The 24943-nt window shown below is 39.1% G+C and carries 19 protein-coding genes; 10 read left to right on the forward strand and 9 right to left on the reverse strand.

Features of this window, described 5'->3' with window-relative positions; all coding sequences use genetic code 11:
* Nucleotides 1-205 precede the first annotated feature (205 nt).
* Nucleotides 206-865, forward strand: coding sequence for an alpha/beta hydrolase (locus tag M3P19_RS05795; protein WP_249656687.1), 660 nt, complete (start codon nt 206-208; stop codon nt 863-865).
* Here M3P19_RS05795 and M3P19_RS05800 read toward each other — a convergent pair.
* Together M3P19_RS05800 and M3P19_RS05805 are read right to left on the reverse strand one after the other, a co-directional pair.
* Nucleotides 862-1356 (reverse strand): hydrolase, encoded by a 495-nt coding sequence (locus M3P19_RS05800; RefSeq protein WP_249656688.1) that lies wholly within the window; start codon nt 1354-1356, stop codon nt 862-864. The two genes, M3P19_RS05795 and M3P19_RS05800, sit on opposite strands and share 4 nt — an antisense overlap.
* Nucleotides 1357-1361: 5 nt before the next feature.
* Nucleotides 1362-2126: an MBL fold metallo-hydrolase gene (locus M3P19_RS05805; protein WP_249656810.1), complete on the reverse strand. Its 765-nt coding sequence runs from the start codon at nt 2124-2126 to the stop codon at nt 1362-1364.
* An 88-nt stretch (nt 2127-2214) separates the two neighbouring features.
* On the opposite strand from M3P19_RS05805, the gene M3P19_RS05810 reads away from it, so the two are divergent.
* A complete protein-coding gene (locus M3P19_RS05810; protein WP_249656689.1) occupies nt 2215-3678 on the forward strand; it encodes a nucleotidyl transferase family protein in 1464 nt (487 codons plus the stop codon).
* On the opposite strand, the gene bcp is transcribed toward M3P19_RS05810, so the two are convergent.
* A complete protein-coding gene (bcp, locus tag M3P19_RS05815; protein WP_249656690.1) occupies nt 3679-4131 on the reverse strand; it encodes a thioredoxin-dependent thiol peroxidase in 453 nt (150 codons plus the stop codon).
* A gap of 52 nt (nt 4132-4183) precedes the next feature.
* Between bcp and M3P19_RS05820 the strand changes: the two genes are divergently transcribed.
* Nucleotides 4184-4846: an endonuclease III domain-containing protein gene (locus M3P19_RS05820; RefSeq protein ID WP_249656691.1), complete on the forward strand. Its 663-nt coding sequence runs from the start codon at nt 4184-4186 to the stop codon at nt 4844-4846.
* A gap of 31 nt (nt 4847-4877) precedes the next feature.
* Here M3P19_RS05820 and M3P19_RS05825 read toward each other — a convergent pair whose 3' ends face one another.
* The gene (locus M3P19_RS05825; protein ID WP_249656692.1) at nt 4878-5021 is read right to left on the reverse strand and encodes a hypothetical protein; all 144 of its coding nucleotides are present in this window, start codon (nt 5019-5021) and stop codon (nt 4878-4880) included.
* 72 nt (nt 5022-5093) lie between these two features.
* Nucleotides 5094-5675, reverse strand: a complete 582-nt coding sequence (locus M3P19_RS05830; protein WP_249656693.1) for an RNA polymerase sigma factor — start codon at nt 5673-5675, stop codon at nt 5094-5096.
* A 248-nt stretch (nt 5676-5923) separates the two neighbouring features.
* On the opposite strand from M3P19_RS05830, the gene uvrA reads away from it, so the two are divergent.
* The 6 genes from uvrA to M3P19_RS05860 all read left to right on the forward strand — a co-directional run bounded on the left by uvrA (nt 5924) and on the right by M3P19_RS05860 (nt 18345).
* Nucleotides 5924-8701 carry an excinuclease ABC subunit UvrA gene (uvrA, locus tag M3P19_RS05835; RefSeq protein ID WP_249656694.1) on the forward strand — a complete coding sequence of 926 codons (2778 nt, stop codon included), beginning with the start codon at nt 5924-5926 and terminating at the stop codon, nt 8699-8701.
* A gap of 188 nt (nt 8702-8889) precedes the next feature.
* Complete coding sequence (locus tag M3P19_RS05840; RefSeq protein ID WP_249656695.1) at nt 8890-10017, forward strand: T9SS type A sorting domain-containing protein; 1128 nt, start codon at nt 8890-8892, stop codon at nt 10015-10017.
* Nucleotides 10018-10089: 72 nt separating this feature from the next.
* The gene (locus M3P19_RS05845; protein ID WP_249656696.1) at nt 10090-14040 is read left to right on the forward strand and encodes a gliding motility-associated C-terminal domain-containing protein; all 3951 of its coding nucleotides are present in this window, start codon (nt 10090-10092) and stop codon (nt 14038-14040) included.
* A complete protein-coding gene (locus M3P19_RS05850; protein ID WP_249656697.1) occupies nt 13979-15028 on the forward strand; it encodes a PorP/SprF family type IX secretion system membrane protein in 1050 nt (349 codons plus the stop codon). The genes M3P19_RS05845 and M3P19_RS05850 overlap by 62 nt, the downstream gene beginning before the upstream one ends.
* 12 nt (nt 15029-15040) lie before the next feature.
* The gene (locus M3P19_RS05855; protein WP_249656698.1) at nt 15041-16981 is read left to right on the forward strand and encodes an OmpA family protein; all 1941 of its coding nucleotides are present in this window, start codon (nt 15041-15043) and stop codon (nt 16979-16981) included.
* Between the two features lie 110 nt (nt 16982-17091).
* The gene (locus M3P19_RS05860) at nt 17092-18345 is read left to right on the forward strand and encodes a hypothetical protein (protein WP_249656699.1); all 1254 of its coding nucleotides are present in this window, start codon (nt 17092-17094) and stop codon (nt 18343-18345) included.
* A gap of 73 nt (nt 18346-18418) precedes the next feature.
* Here the strand turns inward: M3P19_RS05860 and M3P19_RS05865 are convergent, their stop codons facing one another.
* Genes M3P19_RS05865 through M3P19_RS05880 form a run of 4 tightly spaced genes read right to left on the reverse strand, consistent with a single transcriptional unit; the run spans nt 18419 to nt 23866 of the window.
* Nucleotides 18419-19879 (reverse strand): lipopolysaccharide biosynthesis protein, encoded by a 1461-nt coding sequence (locus M3P19_RS05865; RefSeq protein ID WP_249656700.1) that lies wholly within the window; start codon nt 19877-19879, stop codon nt 18419-18421.
* Nucleotides 19879-21147 (reverse strand): glycosyltransferase family 4 protein, encoded by a 1269-nt coding sequence (locus M3P19_RS05870; RefSeq protein WP_249656701.1) that lies wholly within the window; start codon nt 21145-21147, stop codon nt 19879-19881. The genes M3P19_RS05865 and M3P19_RS05870 overlap by 1 nt, the downstream gene beginning before the upstream one ends.
* Nucleotides 21147-23582, reverse strand: a complete 2436-nt coding sequence (locus M3P19_RS05875) for a YfhO family protein (protein WP_249656702.1) — start codon at nt 23580-23582, stop codon at nt 21147-21149. Before M3P19_RS05875 ends, M3P19_RS05870 begins: the two co-directional genes overlap by 1 nt.
* Nucleotides 23583-23605: 23 nt before the next feature.
* The gene (locus tag M3P19_RS05880; protein WP_249656703.1) at nt 23606-23866 is read right to left on the reverse strand and encodes a DUF4834 family protein; all 261 of its coding nucleotides are present in this window, start codon (nt 23864-23866) and stop codon (nt 23606-23608) included.
* Between the two features lie 85 nt (nt 23867-23951).
* Between M3P19_RS05880 and M3P19_RS05885 the strand changes: the two genes are divergently transcribed.
* Nucleotides 23952-24935 carry a transporter gene (locus M3P19_RS05885; protein ID WP_249656704.1) on the forward strand — a complete coding sequence of 328 codons (984 nt, stop codon included), beginning with the start codon at nt 23952-23954 and terminating at the stop codon, nt 24933-24935.
* Nucleotides 24936-24943: the final 8 nt, after the last annotated feature.

Below are 24943 nucleotides of genomic sequence, written 5' to 3' on the forward strand. Positions count from 1 at the left end.
AATTCACCTAGTTTATCATTCTTTGGCAGTTTACCTTAACCTTACCAATGTTTCCAACATCTTTTTTTGGTCTACACTCTGGATTATTTATGCAATGGCACTACTTTTTGGGTTGTATTGTGCGCTAAATTCCAGAAAGGATTTGCTACCGACCGTGGGAACATATTTTCAAAAATGGTTTACCTTTATTCCTTAAATCACACCCATGTCCCCCACCTCGTTATCCCTTGATTATTTATTAAGGCCACCAAGTATTGAATCAGAAAATCCACCAGCCATATTCATGTTTCATGGGTATGGTAGCAATGAGGAGGATTTATTCTCTTTTGCTTCGGAACTACCAACGGAAGCCATCATATTTTCGGTGCAAGCTCCTTACAAATTGGAACCATTTGGGCATGCGTGGTATGCTATTAATTTTGATGCTGAATATGGTAAATGGAGTGACGATGAGCAAGCAATTACCAGTAGGGATAAGATTGTGGCATTTATTGATGAAGCAAGTAAGGCCTACAACTTTGATGTAAACAATGTGACATTACTTGGGTTTAGTCAAGGAACAATTTTGAGCTATGCCGTTGCCTTATCCTATCCGGAAAAAATCAAAAATGTTATCGCGCTAAGCGGATACATTAATCAGGGTATATTGATTGACGATTACCAAGCAAAGGACCATTCATTGTTGAATATTTATGCGTCACATGGACAAGTAGATCAGGTAATTCCATTGGAATGGGCGCAAAAATCACCACCTATTTTAGAAGAGCTGGGAATCAACTTCAAGTATGAAGAGTTTCCAATTGGACATGGCGTTAGCCAACAAAATTTCTATTCGTTCAGGGATTGGCTGATAAAGCAGCTTTAATTACTCCTTGTATATAATAAATGATCCAGTAAAGTAAAGTCTACCGAAAGATCATCCTGCAGTTCATATTTGATGACCAAATCTCCCCAGTATTTTCCGTCTGAAAAATCAGCAAGTAACCATTTATGGTTGAGCACTTTAATTTTGTTTATTTTAAAGTCACTTTCCATACCATCGTAGGGAACTAATGGGTTGTTTCCTTTTTGTTCGTTGGTTTCCAACAATTTATCTTCAATGTATCTAACTGGGTCTTGTAAATTCAAATGATCGTAATAGGCCAAGGCATCATCATTGTTTTCCAATGAGAAGTATTGGATATCCAATATCCGAAGTTGGGACTTTTGCACGGAATCCTCCAATTTCTCAACCTTTGCTTCCAATGACGAAATGTCTTTGTTTAGCGCTTTTTGTAGGTTATTGGTGCTAACGAATTGATACAGGGCAATTAATGCCGCAAATACAAAAAGGTAAAGGAAAATTTTATTTTTCATATGATTTAAACGTTCAATTTTAGGTTGTCATATGCCAAATGTACATTGGCAGGTAATTTCTTTTCTACTTCTTCATGGAAACCCAGCAAATGGCTAATATGTGTAAAGTAGGTCTGCTCTGCTCCCACTTCTTCCGCGAATTCCAGTGCTTCTTCTAAATTGAAATGGGAATGATGTGCCTCTTCGCGTAAAGCATTCACTACTAAAACCTTGGACCCTTTTATTTTGTCTATTTCCTCCTTTTCCACTCGTTTTACATCCGTTAAATAGGTAAAATCACCAAACCGATAGCCTAAAACCTCCAAACGATTATGGAATACTTTGATTGGTATAATCTCCAAATTCCCTAGGCGGAAATTCTGGGAAGACTCCACTTCAAAGACCTTAACGGCCGGAGCCCCTGGGTAGCGGTTCTCATCCGCGAAAATGTAGTCAAAACGTCTTTTCAAGGACTCTATTACACGTTTATGCGCATAAATTGGAATGTCTCCTTGTCTAAAAAAAAAGGGGCGAATATCATCAATACCTGCTGTATGATCCGCGTGTTCGTGGGTAAAAAGTATGCCATCAATTTGGTCAATGGAATTCTTCAGCATTTGTTGCCGAAAATCAGGACCACAGTCTACCACATAATTATAGTTTTTCCAAGAGACCAACACGGAAACCCGAAGTCTTTTGTCCTTAGGGTCAGTGCTTAAACAAACCGGATGCTTGCTACCAATTACAGGAATTCCCTGAGAGGTGCCGGTACCTAAAAAAGTAATGGTCATCTGCTCATCCATTAAAATCAAAATTATAACTTATTTATTTAATAGATTTGAGGAAGAGTGTAACTTTGTTACCCATAAAACATCGGTTATGTCCACTGTAAAATCCACTGAAAACGCTTTCGAAAACATTCCTTCGATAAAAGCAAAAACGCTTAGGATTAACCTCAATCCAAATATTTACGGAACATTTGCTGAAATTGGCGCTGGTCAGGAAACTGCACGTCAATTTTTTAGGGCCGGGGGTGCTTCTGGTACCATTGCAAAGGCCATGAGTGCCTATGACAAATCTTTTAGTGATGCCATTTACGGCGTGGAACAGGACGGAAGATATGTGACCCAACCACGCTTAAAACGAATGTTGGCCCATGAGATGAAATTGGTGGAAGAACGAATCACAAGGGAAAACAATCCTGATTATTTGTTCTTTTCCTTTGCCAATACAGTAGCCACCATTGATTTTTCAAAAAGATATAAGGGTCACGGATGGGTTGGAATCCGATTTCAATTGGATCCAAAGCAGAAGGAATACGACGAAATCGTACTTCATATCCGTTTCAAACAAAACGAAGCAAGGTTGCAACAAGAGACCCTTGGTACTTTGGGTGTGAACTTGATTTACGGTGCTTTTTTCAAGTACCACAAACCCAAGAAACTATTAAAATACCTTTACGATCATATTGATCGAGACACCATTGAAATTGACATGGTCAATTTTACAGGACCACATTTTAAGGATGTAGATAATAGATTGATGAGTTTGCAGCTTATCAGAAATGACATGACGGATGCGGTTATGTTTGGCCCTGATGGACATAATCTACTTCCGGCTGCTGTCCTATATAAGAAGAACATCTTGGCACTTAGAGGAAGTTTCAGACCTGTGACCAAGGTTAATATGGACATGTTCCAAAAATCGTACGATATTTTCGTACGGGAACAAACCGTTGAATATGAAAACACCATTGTCGTATTTGAAATTACGCTTTCAAACTTAAAAGCGTCTGGTGAAATTGATGAACAAGATTTTATGGATCGTGCGGAATTGCTAAGTTCCCTGGGCCATACGGTGTTGATTTCCAATTTCAAGGAGTACTATAAGCTTGTGGAATATTTTAATAATTATACCAAAGCCAAAATTGGTATTACCATGGGCGTAAATAACTTGGTGGATGTATTTGATGAAAAATACTACCGTCATTTAAGTGGTGGAATACTTGAAGCCTTTGGTAAATTGTTCTTCAAAGATTTGAAGGTGTATTTATACCCAATGAAGGATGCAGAAACCGGTCAGGTAATGACAAGTAACAACGTAAAAGTTCATCCTAGAATGAAGGAATTGTACAAGTTTTTCAAGTACAACGGAAAGGTTATGGACATTATAGATTACGACCCAGATATCATGCACATCTTCTCTAGGGAGGTACTACGCAGAATTACTAGTGGTGAAGATGGCTGGGAGGAAATGCTTCCTGAGGGTATTGCTGAAATGATTAAGGAAAAACAGCTTTTCGCAAAGAAAGCATTACCTGAAAAAGAAAAGGAAGAGGCTTAATTAGTCCAAAATCTGGGCAGCGTGCTCCTTTGCTTTTACCTTGTCCACTACCTTGGTAATAACACCATTTTCATCTAGCACAAAGGTTTTGCGGTGAATACCATCAAACTCCCTACCCATGAATTTTTTTGGGCCCCAGACTCCGAAGGTATTTATTACATTATGTTCCGTATCGGCCAACAGCGGATAAGGAAACTCAAATTTGTTCCTAAAATTGGTCTGTTTTTTTTCGGTATCCTCACTAACACCAAGAATTTCATAGCCATTTTCCTGTAAATCAGAATAATGGTCCCTAATATTGCAGGCTTCTACAGTACATGTTGGTGTATTTGCTCTGGGATAGAAGAAAACCACAAGTTTTTTTCCGGCATAATCGCTAAGTTTTATTGGATTTCCATCTTGGTCATTTGCTGAAAATTCTGGTACTTTATCTCCTACTTTCAATGTATTCATTGGAACGTATAATTTATAATGTTTAATTTATTTTATTCAAAGTTAAACAAAAATGACAAAAAAAGAAAAGATAGATTTTACCATTCGTACACTTGACGAGTTATATCCGAAAATTCCAATACCATTAGATCATAAAGACCCGTATACCCTTTTGATTGCGGTTTTACTATCCGCACAAAGTACGGATGTTCGGGTGAATCAAATAACTCCTTTATTATTTGAAAAAGCAGATAATCCATACGCCATGGTACGATTGTCCGTTGATGAAATCAGAGATATTATCCGACCTGTTGGTCTATCCCCAATGAAATCTAAAGGGATTTATGGTCTATCACAGATCCTTATTGAAAAATACAATGGTGAAGTGCCAAGGGCTATTGAGCTTTTGGAAGAATTACCAGCAGTAGGCCATAAAACCGCAAGTGTAGTGGTTTCACAAGCCTTTGGTATTCCTGCCTTTCCAGTGGATACCCATATTCATCGATTAATGTATCGATGGGGTTTCAGTAATGGCAAAAATGTGGTACAAACAGAAAGAGATGCCAAAAGGTTGTTCCCTGAGGAAATCTGGAATCGTCTTCATTTACAAATTATTTGGTATGGTAGGGAATATTCTCCAGCCCGTGGATGGGACCTGGAAAAAGACATAATTACCAAAACAATAGGTAGAAAAACCGTGTTGAATGAATACTATAAAAGCAAAAAGGGCCGCTAATTGCGGCCCTTTTTGAAACTTTTTTAAGTAATTAATTCAATGTTACTTCAAATTTGTGGTTTTTGTAATCAACTACACGAAGTGATTTTGAATAGTTCAACAGGAAATCAACTTTTTCCCTTCTTGTCTTTACCGTTTTTACGGTTTCTTGTTCTTCAGAGTAAATGTTTTCCATATTCTAGCATAAATGTTACAATTAGATAACGGCGCTAGAATTGAAATATTGTCGCGTTCGACAGAATGCCAATTAATTCGTTAAAACGATATTGTTACGATCTACGATTTTACGAAGGTTGATCAATGCATATCGCATTCTACCAAGGGCTGTATTAATACTAACCCCAGTGTTTTCGGATATTTCCTTAAAACTCATATCCTTATAGATTCGCATCATCAATACCTCTTTCTGATCTTCAGGTAATTCTTCAATCAAAAGTGTAAGATCACTATCAATTTGATCTTTGATGATTTGTTTCTCTGCGTTCAACTTCTCATCCTTGATGACTGAAAAGATATTGAAGTCGTCGCTGCCCTCAAATTTGGGCATTCTTTTATTCTTTCTGAAATGATCAATGATCAGGTTATGTGCAATTCGCATTACCCAAGGAAGAAACTTACCTTCTTCGCTATATGATCCACGTTTTAAAGTTTTGATTACTTTAATGAAAGTATCTTGGAATATGTCTTCAGCCACATCCCTATCCAAAACTTTTGAATAAATAAAACTGGAAATTCTTTGGTTATGCCTGTTGATCAGGACTTCTAGAGATTTTTCATCCCCACCAATGTAGTTCTTAACTAATATCGAGTCATCAATCTGTAGTTCCATACAAATTACTTTTTTGGTTATAATCGCCATCCTTCCTTTACCAAGAAGGGTTTAGCGTATTAGTTTAAATTGTAAAAAAGTAATTATTTCTGTATAGGCCTATCAGCGTTTTAATTACATACCAAATATAGAAAATCAGTATGCTCGCGAAAAAACAATGTTGTGATTTGGGCTTTTTCCGATGTTAACTCATGCAATATACGTATTAACTGTCTTCTACCGTATCTTTGGGTCTCAAATTTTAACATATGACCTCGGTTGACAACGTCGATCCTAAGAAAAATATCATCATAAAGGGTGCCAAACTCCACAACCTCAAAAACATAGATGTTGTAATACCTCGTAACAAACTAGTGGTTATTACCGGTTTATCCGGATCTGGTAAATCCAGTTTGGCTTTTGATACGCTCTATGCTGAAGGTCAACGAAGGTACGTGGAAAGCCTTTCTTCCTATGCAAGACAGTTTTTGGGAAAATTGGACAAACCTAAGGTTGATTATATTAAAGGTATAGCTCCGGCAATCGCAATTGAGCAAAAAGTGAACTCAACCAACCCACGGTCTACTGTGGGGACCACCACGGAGATCTACGACTACCTTAAATTATTATTTGCCAGGATTGGAAAAACCATATCCCCTATTTCTGGGAATGAAGTTAAAAAGAACACCGTTTCTGATGTTATTGATTTGGTTAAATCCATGGATGAAGGAACCAAGCTGCTGCTTTTAGCTCCAATCACCATAAAAGAGGAACGAGATCCTTTGAAATCCTTGGAACTATTCTCCAAACAAGGCTATGCCCGTATAAAACATAAAGGTGAGGTCATTCGAATTGATCAAGTACCTGATGATATCGGTCGAAAATTTGATTTGGTTGTGGATCGTATCATTATAAAAAACGATGAAGACTTTTACAATCGTCTGGGTAACGCTGTGGACAATGCCTACTTTGAAGGCAAAGGACAATGTGCAATTGAGAATCTGGAAACACAGGAAATCCGAACATTCAGTAATCAATTTGAGCTGGATGGGATAAAATTCTTGGAACCGAATGTGCATCTGTTCAGTTTCAACAATCCCTATGGTGCCTGTCCTAAATGTGAAGGCTATGGCGATGTCATTGGAATAGATGAAGATTTAGTTGTTCCCAATACGTCGTTATCCATATTTGAAAACGCGGTTTTTCCTTGGCGAGGGGAAAGCATGTCTTGGTATAGGGATCAGCTGGTAAATTCTGCATACAAATTCGATTTCCCAATTCACAAACCTTGGTTTGAACTCACCGAAGCACAACAGCAATTGGTTTGGGAAGGCAATGCACATTTTACCGGGTTGCATGCATTTTTTCAAATGTTGGAAGAAAAAAGCTATAAAATCCAGAATCGGGTTATGCTTTCGCGCTATCGCGGAAAAACCAAATGTTCCATGTGTAAAGGTAGGCGTTTGCGTAAAGAGGCGGATTATGTGAAAGTTGGAGGACATTCTATTTCTGATTTGATAGAACTCCCGATCAAGAAGTTGGTTCCATTCTTCGAACAATTGGAACTTTCAGAACATGACAGTACCATCGCAAAAAGATTGCTAAAGGAAATCACAACACGTCTGGAGTTTTTGTCCAAGGTCGGTCTCAGCTATCTAACATTAAATCGTAAATCCAATTCGTTATCAGGAGGAGAAAGTCAGCGCATTAATTTGGCAACATCTTTAGGAAGTAGCTTGGTGGGCTCCATGTATATTTTGGACGAGCCAAGTATAGGATTACATCCCAAAGACACTGAAAACCTTATTGATGTATTGAAATCCTTGCGTGATTTGGGTAATACTGTAATTGTGGTAGAACATGATGAGGACATCATGAAGGCAGCGGACGAAGTAATTGACATTGGTCCCGAGGCCGGTACTTTGGGTGGTGAAGTAGTAGCAACGGGTAATTTGGATGAGATTCTTAAGGCAAATTCGCTTACTGCCGACTACTTAAATGGTGAAAAGGAGATTGCGGTGCCCTCGGAACGAAGAAATTCCAAAAATTACATTCAAATCATTGGTGCCCGTGAAAACAACTTAAAAAACATCGATGTAACTTTTCCACTGAACATGTTGACCGTGGTCACTGGGGTATCAGGCAGCGGAAAAAGTACCTTGGTTCGTAAAATTCTCTACCCTTCACTTTTAAAAGAAGTAGGTGGGTATGGTGAAAAAGCGGGACAGTTTACTAAAATTGATGGGAAATACGCACATATCAAGCATGTGGAATTTGTGGACCAGAACCCAATTGGGCGGTCATCAAGATCTAATCCAGTAACCTATATAAAAGCGTACGACGATATCCGAAGCCTATTCGCTTCTCAAAAATTAAGTAAACTCAGAGGATATCAAGCAAAACACTTTTCATTTAATGTAGATGGTGGTCGTTGTGAAAAGTGTAAGGGCGAAGGAGAGATAACCGTAGAGATGCAATTCATGGCCGATGTGCATTTGGAATGCGATGTTTGTGAAGGAAAACGATTCAAGAAAGAAATACTTGAAGTTCAGTTTGAAGGTAAAAACATCGATGATGTCCTCAACTTGACCATTAATGAGGCAATCGACCACTTTAAAACACATGGCCAATCCAAAATAGTGAACAAACTGCAGCCTTTACAGGATGTTGGACTGGGTTATGTTACTTTGGGACAATCTTCTTCCACGCTTTCAGGAGGTGAAGCACAACGTATAAAATTAGCGTCCTTTTTGGTGAAGGGCAATTCCAAGGAAAAAGCCTTGTTCATCTTTGATGAACCCACAACTGGTTTGCATTTCCATGATATAAAAAAGCTACTGAAGTCCTTTACAGAACTTTTGGACAAAGGACATTCCGTCTTGGTCATTGAACACAACATAGAGATGATCAAATGCGCAGATTATATTATTGACTTGGGTCCAGAAGGCGGTGAAAATGGTGGGAATTTAGTTGCGGAAGGCACCCCAGAAGAGCTGCTCAAAATCAATAAATCAGTAACTGCTTCCTATCTTAAGGAGAAGTTATAGCAGTTAAGTTTTTAACACTTCACAGAGGTTCAAACTCAGGAATCTTAAAAAATCCGTCAATTGAAAACGGGCATTCGTCAATTCAAATGCCCCATACATATATTATAGGTAAGTCATAAGCAAGGCTACTAGTAGTTTTAGGTTGTAGTGTACCCCATCACTAGCAGAACACCTATAAATATATGCTTATGAAAAAAATTACGCTATTGCTTTTTAGTTTAACGGTTTGCTTCTCCTATGCCAAAAATTTTGATGGCAGCATGGAGGAAGATGTCGTGGTCATCGAGATATTGGATGAAACGCTGGAAGATATCTACTATAGTTATTACAATTTTGAACAACCTACAAAGTTGGTTTTTCCAAATTTGATATATGTCGAGAACACTTACATCGCTGACGTCCAGAATTTGGTTTCCATTGAATTTCCAAAACTTAAAACAATGGGAGATGTCTACCTAGCTTCAATTGAAAGCTTGGTAAATGTAAAATTACCTGCTTTGGAAATTGTTGAAAAAGACTTCTCATTTCATAAAAACCCAAAATTGGAAATTGTTGACAATCCTTTACTAAGGCACATCGGTGAAGACCTGTATTTTCACCAAAACGGCAAATTAGAATATTATGACGCTAATAGTCTCGAGGAAATTGTAGGTCATCTATATTTTCACCAAAATGTAACAATAAAAGAGATTCATTTCCCAATGTTGTTGTTAACTGGTGACTATTTTTTCATAAATGGGAATAGCCAAATATTGAAAATAGAAGCACCTGAACTACGAAATACCACAAAATATTTATATCTATCCGGACATACTAAACTTAAGGTGCTCAATCTTTGCAAGTTTGAAGCAGTACTGCCCCATCCTGAATATGATGATGAACCCAAGATTTATATTCAAGACAACAATGAGTACATAGATGCAAACGCCTTATGTGCCATAGGTGATGATGCCGAAGAAGGGCAGGAAGAAGAGGAAGAAGAAGAGCCTACAGGTGAAGAAGACCAAGGTGAAGAAAATCCGGAATCCAATGATGAACCAGAAGATACTGACGAAGAGGATCGTACTCCAGATGTCGACAGTGAAGAAACCAGAAACACTGTCTCCCTCTACCCCAACCCAGCTGAAGACCGTATCCATTTGGATTGCGAAGTAAGTATTGACCGAGTCATTATCTATGATTTATCCGGCAATGTAATCAAAGCGTTCACCTCCAATGAAAGTTATGATGTAAGTGATATTCCCCCAGGAATTTACCTTATGATGGCCTTTAAAAAAGACCTTCTTGTGAATACCAAAAAATTGGTGATCAAATAAGCTCAGCTCCTATTCGGGTGAGATTTTCAAATCTCAAAAATCCCTATTTGCGGAGCTCCAAACCTATATGTCATGTTCCTATCCCTACTTAATTCAAAATCCAAAACCAAATATGCCATTGGCGCTACAATTATTTTAGCCGGTGTTCTACTAGGCAATGCCCCAGGCAAAGCCAGTAATGCAACGTCCAATACCGCTCTAGTTGCTGGGTTGCAAGTGGTTCTTCAAGGTGAAACCGTCAACTGGGCTGGTGAGAAGCCTGGTTGCGAATATGTCGAATACAATATTCTTATTATAAACACGGGCACCAACAACGAATCCCTCACCGATTTCATCATAGAAGACCCAGGTGATCCGCAATTTATTGTGGATATGTCCTCTCTTTCCGGTGATCTTAACAATAATGGGATAATGGAGCCAACTGAAAACTGGGATCTAAAAGCGCGAAGGGTTATTGAAGACATTCATATAACAGATCAAGAAATTTCCAACTGGGTTACAGTAACCGCCCAAGTCGTTGGAGCAGCGACAGGGACTACAGTAAGTGACACCTCCCACCCTACTGATTTTAAAGGTGATGAACCTACATTTACATTTGTTCCTTGCCAAGGAGATTCGGGTATTTCATTAATTAAAACATTTGAACTTGAAGGTGCTCTAGGTGATTCTGATGGGTGTGCGTTTATTAAATATCGTTTTGAAGTCAGACATGAAGGAGATCTAGGTGATGCATACGAACCATTTGCACTATATGACCCATCTATACCTGGTTTTTCACCAACACTGGAGTTTGGTGACAATGGAAACGACATATTAGATTCTGGTGAGACTTGGGTCTTTACCGAAACAGTTCCGATTACAGCCAGCGATATTGTAACAGGTCAGGTTGTTAACCAAGCTTTTTTTGAGGCAGTTTTATACGATTCTTCGCCACTTGTTATGGGGTATGACATTTCTGATTATGAAAACACTACTGAAGATAGACCTACGGTTGTTGATCTCACGGGTTGTCAACCGCAATTTGGATTATTAAAAACTGGATCCATAAAAGATTGCAAGGAGATTGAATATTCGTATACCGTCACAAATTTAAGTTCAAATTTAACATACGCCAATGTTACCATAACAGATGATAATATTGAAATAATCCCGGCTGGCCCATTTGGGGATGTTGATAATTTGAATGAGTTAGAGCCCGGAGAAACCTGGACCTTTACGGCAGCTTATCAATTAAAAGAAGCCGATTTAATGGCAGGTAGCATTGGTAATGGATCCGAAGTGGCCTTGGAAGTTCTGGAGTATCCCGGATTCTTTTTTACCGATCGCTCACATCCATCAGATCTTTTTGATGATGGTCCAACAATAAGCGATTTAACCGTATGTGTTCCTGGTATTAGTCTTATAAAAAAAGAGGCGTTAGATGGCAACTGCGAAAACATTAATTATGAGTTTACGGTGGTGAATGAAAGTCAGAACAATCAAGAATTGGAAAACCTTGAAATTACTGATCCACTAATCACAATACCTAATTTACCAGATTCTGGTGACAGCGATTTAGACAATATCCTAGATCCAGATGAAACTTGGGTGTTTACCGCATCTTACGCTATTACGGCCACTGACCTAACCAATGGCCAAGTGGATAATCAAGCCAGCATTAGTGCGAATGTATTGGGGTTCCCAGGTATTATTGTAAATGATCTATCCCACCCTACCGATCCAACATTGGATGGCGACACCACCACAGACCTTTCAGGTTGCGTGCCCAATATCAACATCATCAAGACAGGCACCGTGGACGGGACCTGTACCAACATCGACTACACCTTCACCGTGAACAATAACGGAAACGTGGACCTTAACATCGATTCCATCGAAGATCCGTTGTTGGTTGCACCACCAACATATGTCTCTGGAGATGGTAACATAATAGGCGTGTTGGAAGTCGGTGAGACCTGGGAATACACCGCTTCATACCCGATAACCGCAACCGACCTGAACAATGGACAAGTGAACAACAGGGCCACTGTGGATGCCCACGTGGCCGCTCAGCCCGCCATCACTGTATCCGACGAATCACATCCCTCCGACATCGCGTTGGATGACGACACCACAACCGACCTTTCCGGTTGCGTGCCCAATATCAACATCCTAAAGACGGGCGCCGTGGACGGGACCTGTACCAACATCAACTACACCTTCAACGTGAACAACAACGGGAACGTGGAACTTAACATCGATTCCATCGATGACCTGCTGTTGCCCGTGCCCCCAACATATGTTTCAGGGGACGATGACCTCGATGGACTATTGGATGTGGGCGAGACCTGGGAATACAACGCTTCGTACCCGATAACCGCAACCGACCTGAACAATGGACAAGTGGACAACAGGGCCACCGTGAATGCCCACATGGCAGCCCAGCCCGCGATAACCCTAAGCGACGAATCACATCCTTTCGACATTGCGATGGATGGCGACACCACCACCAGTCTATTAGGCTGTATTCCAAGTATTACCATAGTTAAGTCTGGAGTGATAAGTCAAGATTGTACTACCATAGACTATACGTTTGTAGTTGCTAATCCAGGGAATCAGGACTTAATGGATATCGAAATATTGGATGATAAAGTCACAGTACCCAATACACCAGATTCGGGTGATTTTGACGACGATGGCATATTGGACATGGGTGAAACATGGACCTATACGGCATCCTACCTATTAACCGCAACCGATGTTAATAATGGTGTAGTAAATAACCAAGCTACCGTGGAGGCAGATGCGGTAAGTCTTCCGGATGTTACCGTATTGGATGATTCTCACCCATCGGATCACCTTTTGGATGGGATGACGGTTACAGATGTAACCTCTTGTCAAGTACCAAGAATTGGCCTTATCAAACAAGGGCAACTTAGTGATCTAGATCAAGATGATTGTGATGAAAGTATCTTATACACCTTCACTGTTTTAAACAATGGAAATGCTGATCTTGTTAATCTTGAACTGGTTGATCCCTTGCTTATGGGGATTGTTGCCGGGCCAAAAACAGGTTCCGACGACGGCGATGATGGGGTCTTGAGCATAGGCGAAACTTGGACTTATGAATCGTATTATGCCATTACCGAACAAAATCAGACGGATGGTGACGTTACCAATCAAGCCACGGTTACCGCATGGACGCAGGGCGATGTTGAAGTTTCGGACGATTCAGATGATACTAGTTATGATGAAAATGATGCGACCCAAACCTTGCTAAGCAATACGTGCGTCAACACAGAAGTAGGCATTGCCTTGATTAAACTTGGTTATCTCACGGATTTGAACGACGATGAATGTCCAGAAGCCATCACCTATTCCTTTATTGTTTCCAACCGAGGTAGTGAGCCATTGAACAATATAATACTTGAGGATAATTTACTTGATGCAGAGACTGAATACACCTTATCCGAAGGCGATGACAATTCTAATGGCATACTAGATTTAGGTGAAGAATGGACATTTACAGCTTCCTATGTATTGACTGCAAAAGACTTAGAAACCGGTTATGTGGAAAACCAAGCAGTGGTTGCTGCACAATCCGTAGTTTCCCAGCAATCCGTTCTTGATTTTTCTGATGATAATTCCTTTGACGAAAATGATACAACAAGAACAACAGTAATAGATGGTTGTGATCCTGATAATCCCATTGATCCAGAAGATCCTATCAACCAGGAATTTGAAGTCTTTACTGGAATTACTCCAAATGGAGATGGAATCAATGATTTCTTCCGAATCAATGGGGTTGAGAATTTCCCAGAGAATAGTTTGAAAATATTCAATAGATGGGGCGTGTTGGTATACGAAGCTGAAGGTTACGGTATTGGAAATAATTTATTTACTGGGGTTTCAGAAGGAAGAGCCACCATTTCACAGCAACGCACCCTTCCTAGTGGCACCTATTTCTATACCTTAAAATTTGATGAGGAAAACAACCCTGGACAAGCTACCTACTCAGGGTATTTATACATCAACCGCGATTAAGAACAATCCCATGAACCAACCAACCGCGTACTTGAATAAAGTTTGCAAATTAACTAGTCTTCTGATTTTTTTAGTCCTATGCGCTGTTTACGAAGGCACTGCGCAGCAAGATCCCCAGTATACACAATACATGTACAACACCCAGGTCATCAATCCAGCGTATGTGGGGTCTAGAGAGACCCTAAGCTTTGGAGTCCTAGGTAGATCACAATGGCTCAATCTGGAAGGCGCGCCACAAACAGGTACCTTCACAGTGAATTTACCCGTTGGCTTTTATGACAATATGGGGGTTGGTCTTTCCATTGTGCACGACCAAATTGGGCCAGCATCAGAATCCAATGTGGTTATGGACTTTGCTTATGCCATTCACTTATCTAGAAATGCCGTAAGTAAACTCTCCTTCGGTCTGAAGGCGGGTATCGATTACCTGGACATCAATTATCAAAAACTCAACATTTTTGATCCCAATGACCCTTATTTCGGAAGCAACGTAGATGGTAAAATTCAACCACAGATTGGTTCTGGTTTGTACTTTAATTCCGAGCGTTTTTATGTTGGCCTCTCTGTTCCCAACTTTTTGAATGTTCAAAATTTCGATAAAAATTCACTGCAAGACCAAGATTTGGAAAATGTGGCAATAAACCGTTTACATTACTTTTTGATCTCTGGCTATGTGTTCGAATTGAATCCCAATTTAAAATTCAAGCCAGCTACGATGATGAAAGTAGTGAGCGGAGCACCACTACAATGGGATATGTCCGCAAATTTCATGTTGAACGAAAAGTTTGTATTTGGTGCCTCCTACCGATGGAATGCCTCTATAAGTGGCCTACTGGGCTTTCAAATATCGGACACCGTATTCACTGGCATTGGTTACGATTACCAATCCACGGCCATCGAAGATTACAGCGATGGGTCTTATGAGGCAATGCTAAGAATTGATGTTTTCAATAGAGCCGAACGGATAGTAGCACCGAGATTCTTTTAAACCCCAAGAAATATGTTCAGCCGAATAGTCCATTGTATCGCACTCACTTTATTGTTAGCTGCGAGCACCTATGCCCAAAAAAGTATTGTAAAAAAAGCGAATAAGGAATTTAACTCCTACGATTATATCGATGCAAGGGAAATTTACCTTAAAGTAGCTCAAAATGGCTATGAATCCCCACAATTGTTCGAAAATCTAGGAGACACCTATTATTTCAATAGCAATTATACCGAAGCATTAACGTGGTATAAAAAACTGTTGGATAGGTTTCCCAATGAAACAAAACCAGTCTACTACTATAGAACCGCTCAAAGTCTAAAAAGTACTGGGAACTATCAGGAATCAAAAAAAGTCATGGGGAAGTATGCAGGCTTGTCCGCAAGTTCAAGAATTGCAGAAATATTTATGAATGATTACAATACACTGGATAGTTTGGCCGATTTCGAGTCAAAAAAGTATGAAATCCTGAATGTTACTCAAGCTATGGAAGGTTCGGATTTTGGTCCTGCGTTTATGGGAAATAAACTTGTATATGCCACATCTTCTAATGGAGCTAAGGGCAATAAAGTGCATAATTGGTCGGGGTTACCCTATGTGGACTTGTATGAAGCAGAGATTGATGAAGACTGGAAATTGAAAAATCCAGAACCGCTCAAAGGTGAAATCAATTCTCCCCTACATGAATCTACTGCAACTTTTTCCAAAGATGGAAATGCAGTGTATTTCACTAGGAATAACTATTTAGATGGAAAAAAGAAACGCGGAAAACAGAAATTGGTCAGTTTGAAAGTTTTTAAAGCTACCAAAGATGAGCAGGGTAACTGGGGCAATATACAGGAACTTCCATTCAACAATGATTCTTATTCCGTTGCGCACCCCGCTTTGAGCACAGATGGCAAAAGATTGTATTTCTCTTCAAACATGGCAGGTTCCCTTGGTCTTTCGGATTTATGGTATGTGGATATTTTGGGTGATTCCTCTTATGGCACCCCGGTTAATTTAGGTCCAGAAATAAATACGGAGGCAAGGGAAACCTTTCCATTTATAAGCGATTCCAACAAACTATATTTTTCTAGCGATGGTCATTTGGGACTGGGCGGTTTGGACATTTTTGTAACCGACTTGAACGAAGAAAATACGTCTAAGCAAATCTTAAATCTTAAACAACCTATTAATACCAAAATGGACGATTTTGGTTACATAATGAATGAGGCCAAACAGATTGGTTATTTTTCCTCTAATCGAGAAGGAAAAGCTGGAAGCGCATCAGACGATATCTATCGTGTCTGGGAAACTTGCGGAGAAATTACCGCAGTCGGAACCATAACCGATGCAAATACTTCAAATCCCATCTATGGTGCCACTGTCATATTATTAGATTCCAATAACGCTGTATTGGAAGAAACAATAGCAGATGCCGATGGGAATTACCATTTTACACAAATCTTGGATTGTAGCATGCAGTATACGGTAAGGGCTCAGCATGAAATCCAAGGTTATGACCCTATGGAAAAAATTATAAATACACCTCGCGGTACAGAAGAATTAAGCATTGATCTTGCGCGCTCCTACCCAGATTGCGCAGATAACGATTTAGGATGTAGATTAAATCTTCAGCCCATATATTTTGATTACGGTAGATATACCATTCGTGAAGACGCGGAAGTAGAGCTTGCTAAAATATTGGAAGCCTTAAAACAGTATCCTCAAATCAAAATTCATATAGAATCACATACAGACTCCCGGTCAAGCGATAGTTTCAACATGCGTTTGTCCCAAAAAAGAGCCAACTCCACGCTTGAATGGTTGATTGCCAATGGAATACCAAAAAACAGGTTGAGTTCCGAAGGATATGGTGAAACGCAATTGCTCAATGATTGCAGCAATGGAGTTGATTGTTCAGAAGCCGCACATCAATTGAATAGAAGATCTGTATTTGTGATTACTGAGTAATATCTTCCTGATTATCTTATAGTTACATATAATTCCAAATTTTTGGCACGCTGTTTGGTTATTAGTTTTTGGATGTAAATAATTATATCCAGAATTTAAAACCCTATAGTATGAAAAAGTTAGTACTCATTATAGCAGCAGTGCTCCTGGGTATTCCTAATATCCACGCAGCGGAAGTAGACAAATCCATTATCACCACTTCTTACAGATATGGTAATTCATTCATTTTTGTGGAAAATGGGGTAACTTTTTCAGTGTACCCTGATGGTGAATTTGATTTTTATTTAGATAATCAAGTAAATGTTGGTGTGGGTGCCCGTATTGGTAATGTTGGTGTCACCTTCAATTCAGGTTATAATTATAATCCATTTGTACAGTATGATGATTACGGTGCTGTAATCCAAGTTGAAAACATCCCGATTTTTTATGACTATTATGGACGTGTTTCCCAAATTGGTGGAGTAGATGTTTGGTATAGAAATGGGCGTGTGCGCAGAGTTGGTGGATTGCATGTTTATTACAATGGAGGTGTATTTAGTCACTATACTGGATTCATCAATATTTATAACAGACATTATGTGTACAGACCGTTCCATAGGTATTTTATAAGACCAAATGTTGGATTCTGTAACGTATACACCAGACCATACAGAAGGTATTACAGGCCTATTCGTTACACCTATTATAGACCTTATAGAGACAACTATAGAAGAAGTTACGCAAGAATAGGACGTACCTACAGAAATGACAGACATTATAGAAGAGATAATATCTATAGAAATGATAAACGTGTTACAAGACGCAACAACAACATAAGAAGAAACAATGCGGATTATGGCAGAAGTAACCGAAATGTTGACAGACGTAACTATAGAAATGATGATTACAGAAAAGGCAATGCCGTAAGTAGGTCTAGTAGTAACCTTAGACGAAACTCTAATAACAATAGAACAGTTAGAGAAGGAAATTACAGAAAAGACAAGGTAAGGTCTACAACAAATAGAGAAGTAACAAGGAGATCTAATAGTAGGACAGTTACTAAACGAGAAGTTACCAATACACCAAGGAGTAGGACGGTGACTAGAAGTACAAGTACTACGTATAGAAAACCTCAGAATAGAAATAACAATAGGTCTACAGTAAATAGGCCAAGTACAAACAAAAGAACGGTTACCCGAAGTACAAGTACTACGTATAGAAAGCCTAAGGCTAGTAGTACCAATAGATCAAGTGTTAGCAGAAGTAGCAAACCAAAGCGCACTGTATCTAGAAGCACAACAACAGTAAGAAGAAGCTCAGGTAACAGCAGTTCTAGAAGAAGTAGCAACTCCGGTGTAAGATCAAGGCGCAGCGGAAAGCAGTAAGATAGTTTTTAGGTTGGTTAGTTGTTTACCCCGTAGTTGGATTTATCCGCTACGGGGTTTTTCATTAAGCGATTTACGGCTCACGTTTTCTTAACCATTTGGCAAGGACACCATTTACATCTTCAGAAATTTGAAAACGATAGAGAATCCCCAAATACATCACTACAATAAATGTTGATTTCAGTGTTATATTGATAATAGGATGAAATGGAAATTGCATCGAAGCAAAAAGTGCAATTAATAATAACAAGGTAGCGAATACCTTAAATGTTGCAGCGGTCATAGGGAGCATTCCAAATTTTAACTTCACCAATATCAACTTACTTAGGTTAAATAGCAATATAGAAGCGAAACTAGCCACTGCGGCACCTTCAATGCCATAGATTGGAATAAGCCATAGGTTGAGCAAAATTGTCACAATCGCAAAACAAATTCCCATAACCAACACCCACTTGTAATATGCCGAATAGTATAGGATCGCATTTATATTTCCTAATAAGGAATCTAATACTTTGGCTAAACCTATTAAAAAAACAATATGGAATCCATCGCGATAAGCTTCTGGAATCATTGTGTACAGATCACTTAGATTCAAAAGCACCAACACGAATAAAATTCCTGATGCAATAAAAGATGTCAAAGAGGTTTTCTTGTACAACCGTTCCAGTTCAAAAGAGTTACCCGAATTAAGATAGTTTGCGGTCATTGGATAGGTAATTTGATGCATCGCACGGGTTGGAACAATTATACTTGTAGCAATGTAAATGGCAACGCCATAGTAGGCAACATTGTCCAACGATTTAAACTGATTGATCATTACCTTGTCTATTTCAAGTAAAATCAAAGCCACCGAACCGCCCAACACCATCAGTAAACCATACCCGATTATTTCTTTTGATTGTTTCGGAAAATCAAAACTAATTCGCAGTCGTTGCAAATAATAAGCATAGATTTTCATCAAAAGCGTTCGTATCATATAAACCCCAACCAATGCCATTAGAAACTCATCCACATTTATTGTTTCCCAATAAAGCAACAACAGAAGGACACTAACGCAGACGCGGGCAAACACTTCTTTCAAAAAATTACCAAATACAGATTTCAGATGCACTTTACCCCAGGCATAAAACAACTCAAAATATGCCATGGACATACCCACTAAAAAGAAGTACCAAATATAGTCACGGACCAGAGCATTTTGAACAGAGAGGAAATCCGCAATTTGCTCTTGGAAACCCCAAATAACAATGGCCAATGGTACAATTATGGCAAGAGGAAGTAATAAAATCAGTGTAAGAAAACCATCCTTATCGCCCTCGGATTGAGCACTGAAATATTTTACAAGTGCATTATGTGCACCTGAGCTCATTATGGGCATTAAAATGGCCCCAGTGGCCAAAATAAAAGTTACCAACCCATAATACGTAGGTTCCAGGATATTGGTATAAAGAAAAAGGGTGTTGATAGCACCAAACCCAAAACCAATATAGGTTACAATGGTATTCTTAAATGTCTGTTTTAAAACAATACCCATTAAATGAAATTAGCCAATTCTTTGGTAAGTTCCTTTCTGTGGAATTTTTCAACCCCAACTGCGCCTACTTTCAATGTGTCCTTTTTATAAGCACTATACCAATCTAAAATTACCTGTTTTATTGCCATTGGATTATCCGAGGATACATAGTTCCCTAAACTCATTTCGTTTACCATTTCGCCTGCTTCCCAGTTACTAGGACCCATTGCCAAAATAGGTCTCCTTGCATTCATGTATTCAAACAATTTACCTGGTATGATACCTTGGGTTTCAACAGAATCAATTTCAAGTAGAAGCAATACTAGAGAATTTCGCTGTACTTGTTGCACTTTTTCATGATCTAGGTAGCCCATTTGGGTAGTAAACCGTGTTAGTCCATTTTCGGAAATGCTTTCAAGGACCTCTCCTCCTACTACCCCAGCCAGTTGAATTTTTAAATCATTGGCAAACTCAGCATTTTCAGCAACAATTTCCTTGAGAACATTCCATAAACTTCGCGGATTTCTTCCGGTCAATAGTGATCCTAAATGGGAGATGGTGAACTCTGAATCCAAGTTGGGTTCATTAATTGGTCCATCATATCCATTGGTGATAACTTTAATTGATTTATCAGTGATAGCTCTGAATTCGTTGGCCGTTGTCTTGCTGGTAGTAATAATTTTGTCAGCTTTGGTAAGAATCTCTTTCTCAAGATGCTTATGTTTTTTTTGAGATCCGACGGTCAATCGAAGTTTCTTATGGTATCCTATAGATGTCCAAGGGTCTCGGAAATCGGCAACCCATTGGATTTTCAACATTTTTTTTAAACCTAATCCAATCAAATGCAGACTATGTGGTGGCCCCGTCGTGATAACGGTTTCAATCTGTTCCTGTTTAATGATGGATGTAAGAAATTGAATTGACGGTTTGACCCAAAATTTTCGTGCGTCTGGAATAAACAAATTTCCCCTTATCCATAACATGGCCTTTTCAATTAGGGATTGTTCTTTTTCTTGGATAATTCCTGAGCTTATTTTTTTAGTCCGCTTTTTGGACAAAATTGAAGCCCAAGAATACGGTTCGCTAATCGGTTGTTTTAGTATCTGAACGTCTGTTGGGATTTCCTTTTCAAGTTTTGGATCAATAATTGGATAATGCGGATTCTCGGGTACGTAAACTATGGGTTGAATCCCAAAATCTTGAAGATACTTTACAAACTTAAGCCATCGCTGTACTCCTGGCCCACCTGCTGGCGGCCAATAATACGCTATGACCAATACCTTCCGCATTATTCGTCTTTCTTTTTTCGTGAACGGAAGGAATACCCGATTCCTCCTAGAATTATCAGTCCCAATAGTATGTTGCTGAACATTGCTATTTGACTTCCTGTCTCAACAACTTTTGGTTGAAATTTAAATTCAATGGTATGATTACCGGCTGGCACCTTCATTCCCCGCAATGCATAATTAACCTTATAATGCTGTACAGACTGCCCATCAATCATAGCATTCCAACCTTCCGGATAATGCATTTCAGAGAAAACAGCAAAGCCATCATTTGTATTGGAAGATTTATAGGTAATTACATCAGGTCGATAATCAACCAATTGGATTTGTGCTAATGAGTCTTGATCATAGCTTAAGCGGGTAACCGTGGGGTACGTATCAGTATTTACTACGGCAGTTGTTTTTGAGTTAAAATCAGTAAGCGCTTGAATTTCGTCATTTGCCGAATCCACAGGAATCAAGTTATCCACAAACCAGGCATTCCCATTTGCATCATCATTTACAGCAGGAAAACTATTACCTTCTTCATCTTGTTGAATGATATATTTAACATTCAGCATATTTAACACCTCTAAATTGTTCCGATACAAATGGAATTCAAATAAATCCTGCAGTTGTCTTGGTTTGGCAGCATGATAACCTCCAATGGATTTGTGGAAGTAGGATGTTCTTGCGCCATTTAGTCCTTCTTGTGGATCAAATACTCGAAATACGGAATCATCTTGCTGGATCATCTGATCCAATTGACTTGCTTGAAATGGATTGGTGATTTGACGCTGACGGACAAAATCTTCTTCATTGACGTACCGCTGGTCTACCCCAACTAAATCCATAACAATTAATAATCCCATGACCAAGGCAACCAAGTTTTTGCCAATTTTTTCCTTAATGAAAAACCACAAGGCCAAAGCTGCCAGTGCAACATAAATCAAAGACCTAAAGGTATCGCTGATATATACGGCCTTCCTGTCACTACGAAGCACATCTAGTAAAGGATCACCAAAATATTGTCTGTAAGTATCATCATTGGCTCCTTCAAATGAAAGTATACCGGATAACACAAAAATCAAAATGACTATTCCAAGAGTGACTGCCGAACTCCATTTTAGGGCATCCAGCTTCTTTTTGGCACTAATTTTATTTCTAAAAAGCGCCATAACTCCCAAAATACCCAAAGCAGGGATACATAGCTCCAAGACTACTTGAATACTTGAAACAGCCCTAAATTTATTGTATAAGGGAAAATAATCAATCATGAAATTGGTAAGAGCAGGAAAGTTCTTTCCCCATGATAACAGTAAGGACAATACAACTCCAGCCAATAACCACCATCTTTTCTTTTTGGGAGCAATGAAAAGCCCAAGTATAAATAAGAACAAAACAACGGCTCCTACATATGCAGGGGCTGCAGGTCCTGATGCCGGATGAGGTCCCCAATAAAGATACAGTCCTGAGATTTCCAAGGCCTGGGTTGGACTAAGGCCTTGTTTGGTAAGGTATTCGTAGACTTTTGATTTGTTACCTAAATCTTCCCTTCCAGAACCGCCGAACATTCTTGGCACAAATAAATCCAGTGATTCCGTAATTCCATAACTATAATACGTAATGTAATCACGATCTAGCCCGGTTGAAACTTCCTTTACACTGCCATCTGGATTTATGGTAAGTTCAGATTTACCACGGGTACTCCAGTCGGCATATTCTTTTGTTGCCATCAAGCTTGTGGCATTTGTGGCTATGGATAGTACAACGGCAGCAACTAAAATTCCAACAGAGGAAAAAAAGTGTTTTAATTGTTTATCTCGAATAGCATAAATAAGTTGTACCAATCCCAACAGCAAAACCAATAGCATAAAATAATAGGTCATTTGGTAATGGTTGGCGTTAATCTCCAAGGCCATGGCCAACGCTGTTAGAATAAAACCTGCCAGGTATTTCCGTCGGAACACTAAAACAATTCCAGCCAAGACCATTGGAATGTAGCCCAAGGCATGTGCTTTTGCATTATGGCCAACACCTAAAATGATAATCAAATAGGTTGAAAAGCCAAAAGCAAGCGCGCCCAAAATGGCCAATCGATACTCCACTTTCATACTAAGCATCAGTATGTAAAACCCAATAAGGTATAGAAATAGATAGTCTGCAGGCCTCGGTAAAAAACGAATTAAGCGATCTAATTTCTTAATGTAGTCATGAGGGTAATTTGCGCCTAACTGATAAGTTGGCATGCCTCCAAATGCACTGTTCGTCCAATAAGATTCTTCACCAGTCAAGTCTTTATAATCATTTCTTTCTTTGGCCATGCCGCTATACTGGGCAATGTCAGACTGAAAGATGGCCTTTCCCTGTAGAACTGGATAAAAGTATAACAGGGATGAAAGAATAAAGAAGCCTATGACACATAAATGGGTGCTAAGCGCTTTTACAGAAAGATTCATGGATTGATTTTGAATGACAAATATTAGTCAATTTCTTCAAAATCTATGTATTCTCCAACTTTTTTTGAGGGATTGGATTTTGGGTTTGGTCGTTTAAATATGGAAGTCTCTCCATCTTTGGTTTCTTTTCCAGCGGCTTCATGAAAATTACCAAACTGCTGTCCAAAACGTTGTTCGCTTTTGCGAACCGCATAATTCAAAAGTCTAGGAGCCAGCCACCTTAGCAGTAATTTAACCGCGTAGTATACTAAGATAACTAGTAAAATCGTTTGTAATAAAACCATATAACAATAGCTATTGCATCAAAATTACATTGTTAGTACCGTAATCGTACCTAAAGTTTCATAAAATAGTATTAAAATCAGTTATATGGATTTCCCCTCGTTTAAAAAAGCACTGCTCCTTTTTTGTTTCATTCCAATGTGTGGGATGGCACAATATACCGATGTCATCAACTCAAATAGACCTGGTAGGGCCGTTAGTGCATATGCGGTTGGTAAGAATGTAGTTCAAGCTGAAATTGGGCTGGTTTATGAACAGCAGGATAATGCGGATCTTAATACGGATTCCAATATTTTTGGAACCGACATTGCCCTACGATATGGTTTATTATTTGAAACCTTGGAAGTAGTATATGAAGGATCCTTTATATCACAAAACATCACTTTTACACAGTTAGGTACAGAAGAACGCCGTACCGATTTTTCAAGAAATCGTTTGGGATTAAAATTCTTGATTTTCGATCCATTCAAAGATCCAGAGAAAAATAAACCCAATCTATATAGTTGGAGAGCCAACAATGTTTTTCAATTGAAAAACTTGGTACCCGCTGTTTCCATTTACGGCGGTGCCACTTTTACCTTGGGTGATAATCCTTTCTATCCTGGAGATGGCACCGTAACACCAAGAGTTGGGGTTGCGACCCAAAGTAGATTATCACCGCGATTTGTGTTGATTTCCAATGTAGCTTACGATAGAATCGGTACTGATTTCCCTGAATGGAGCTATGCCATGTCTCTTAGCCATTCTTTCCGTGACCCCAAATGGAGTGTATTTGTTGAAGGGCAAGGGTTTAGTGGGGACCGATATTCGGATATTTTGTTGCGAAGCGGAGTGGCCTATCTAATAAATGAAGATTTTCAAGCCGATTTCCATTTAGGTTCGGGATTCAAAAATGATCCGTCCAGAATATTTGCCGTATTAGGTATGTCATATAGACTAGATTTTCATAAGGACAAATTAATTCCTATTGAAGATCAAAAAGCAGTGCAAGGAGGCAAAATCAAGAAAAATTCAGCAAAGAAGAAGCGTAAAAAAAAGAAAAAAGGAAAGAAAGATAAAGTTGACTTCTAAGTTTAGCG

This window comes from Flagellimonas spongiicola (genome assembly GCF_023502425.1).
In the GTDB taxonomy this organism is placed as follows: Bacteria; Bacteroidota; Bacteroidia; order Flavobacteriales; family Flavobacteriaceae; genus Flagellimonas; species Flagellimonas spongiicola.

What these genes read in the sequence shown, in the direction of transcription:
- uvrA (WP_249656694.1), top strand. Translation starts at nt 5,924, where the DNA reads ATGACCTCGGTTGACAACGTCGATCCTAAGAAAAATATCATCATAAAG.
- M3P19_RS05850 (WP_249656697.1), top strand. Translation starts at nt 13,979, where the DNA reads ATGAGGAAAACAACCCTGGACAAGCTACCTACTCAGGGTATTTATACA.
- M3P19_RS05825 (WP_249656692.1), bottom strand. Translation starts at nt 5,021, where the DNA reads ATGGAAAACATTTACTCTGAAGAACAAGAAACCGTAAAAACGGTAAAG.
- M3P19_RS05885 (WP_249656704.1), top strand. Translation starts at nt 23,952, where the DNA reads ATGGATTTCCCCTCGTTTAAAAAAGCACTGCTCCTTTTTTGTTTCATT.
- M3P19_RS05860 (WP_249656699.1), top strand. Translation starts at nt 17,092, where the DNA reads ATGAAAAAGTTAGTACTCATTATAGCAGCAGTGCTCCTGGGTATTCCT.
- M3P19_RS05805 (WP_249656810.1), bottom strand. Translation starts at nt 2,126, where the DNA reads ATGACCATTACTTTTTTAGGTACCGGCACCTCTCAGGGAATTCCTGTA.
- M3P19_RS05840 (WP_249656695.1), top strand. Translation starts at nt 8,890, where the DNA reads ATGAAAAAAATTACGCTATTGCTTTTTAGTTTAACGGTTTGCTTCTCC.
- M3P19_RS05800 (WP_249656688.1), bottom strand. Translation starts at nt 1,356, where the DNA reads ATGAAAAATAAAATTTTCCTTTACCTTTTTGTATTTGCGGCATTAATT.
- M3P19_RS05810 (WP_249656689.1), top strand. Translation starts at nt 2,215, where the DNA reads ATGTCCACTGTAAAATCCACTGAAAACGCTTTCGAAAACATTCCTTCG.
- M3P19_RS05820 (WP_249656691.1), top strand. Translation starts at nt 4,184, where the DNA reads ATGACAAAAAAAGAAAAGATAGATTTTACCATTCGTACACTTGACGAG.
- bcp (WP_249656690.1), bottom strand. Translation starts at nt 4,131, where the DNA reads ATGAATACATTGAAAGTAGGAGATAAAGTACCAGAATTTTCAGCAAAT.
- M3P19_RS05855 (WP_249656698.1), top strand. Translation starts at nt 15,041, where the DNA reads ATGTTCAGCCGAATAGTCCATTGTATCGCACTCACTTTATTGTTAGCT.
- M3P19_RS05830 (WP_249656693.1), bottom strand. Translation starts at nt 5,675, where the DNA reads ATGGAACTACAGATTGATGACTCGATATTAGTTAAGAACTACATTGGT.
- M3P19_RS05845 (WP_249656696.1), top strand. Translation starts at nt 10,090, where the DNA reads ATGTTCCTATCCCTACTTAATTCAAAATCCAAAACCAAATATGCCATT.
- M3P19_RS05875 (WP_249656702.1), bottom strand. Translation starts at nt 23,582, where the DNA reads ATGAATCTTTCTGTAAAAGCGCTTAGCACCCATTTATGTGTCATAGGC.
- M3P19_RS05865 (WP_249656700.1), bottom strand. Translation starts at nt 19,879, where the DNA reads ATGGGTATTGTTTTAAAACAGACATTTAAGAATACCATTGTAACCTAT.
- M3P19_RS05870 (WP_249656701.1), bottom strand. Translation starts at nt 21,147, where the DNA reads ATGCGGAAGGTATTGGTCATAGCGTATTATTGGCCGCCAGCAGGTGGG.
- M3P19_RS05795 (WP_249656687.1), top strand. Translation starts at nt 206, where the DNA reads ATGTCCCCCACCTCGTTATCCCTTGATTATTTATTAAGGCCACCAAGT.
- M3P19_RS05880 (WP_249656703.1), bottom strand. Translation starts at nt 23,866, where the DNA reads ATGGTTTTATTACAAACGATTTTACTAGTTATCTTAGTATACTACGCG.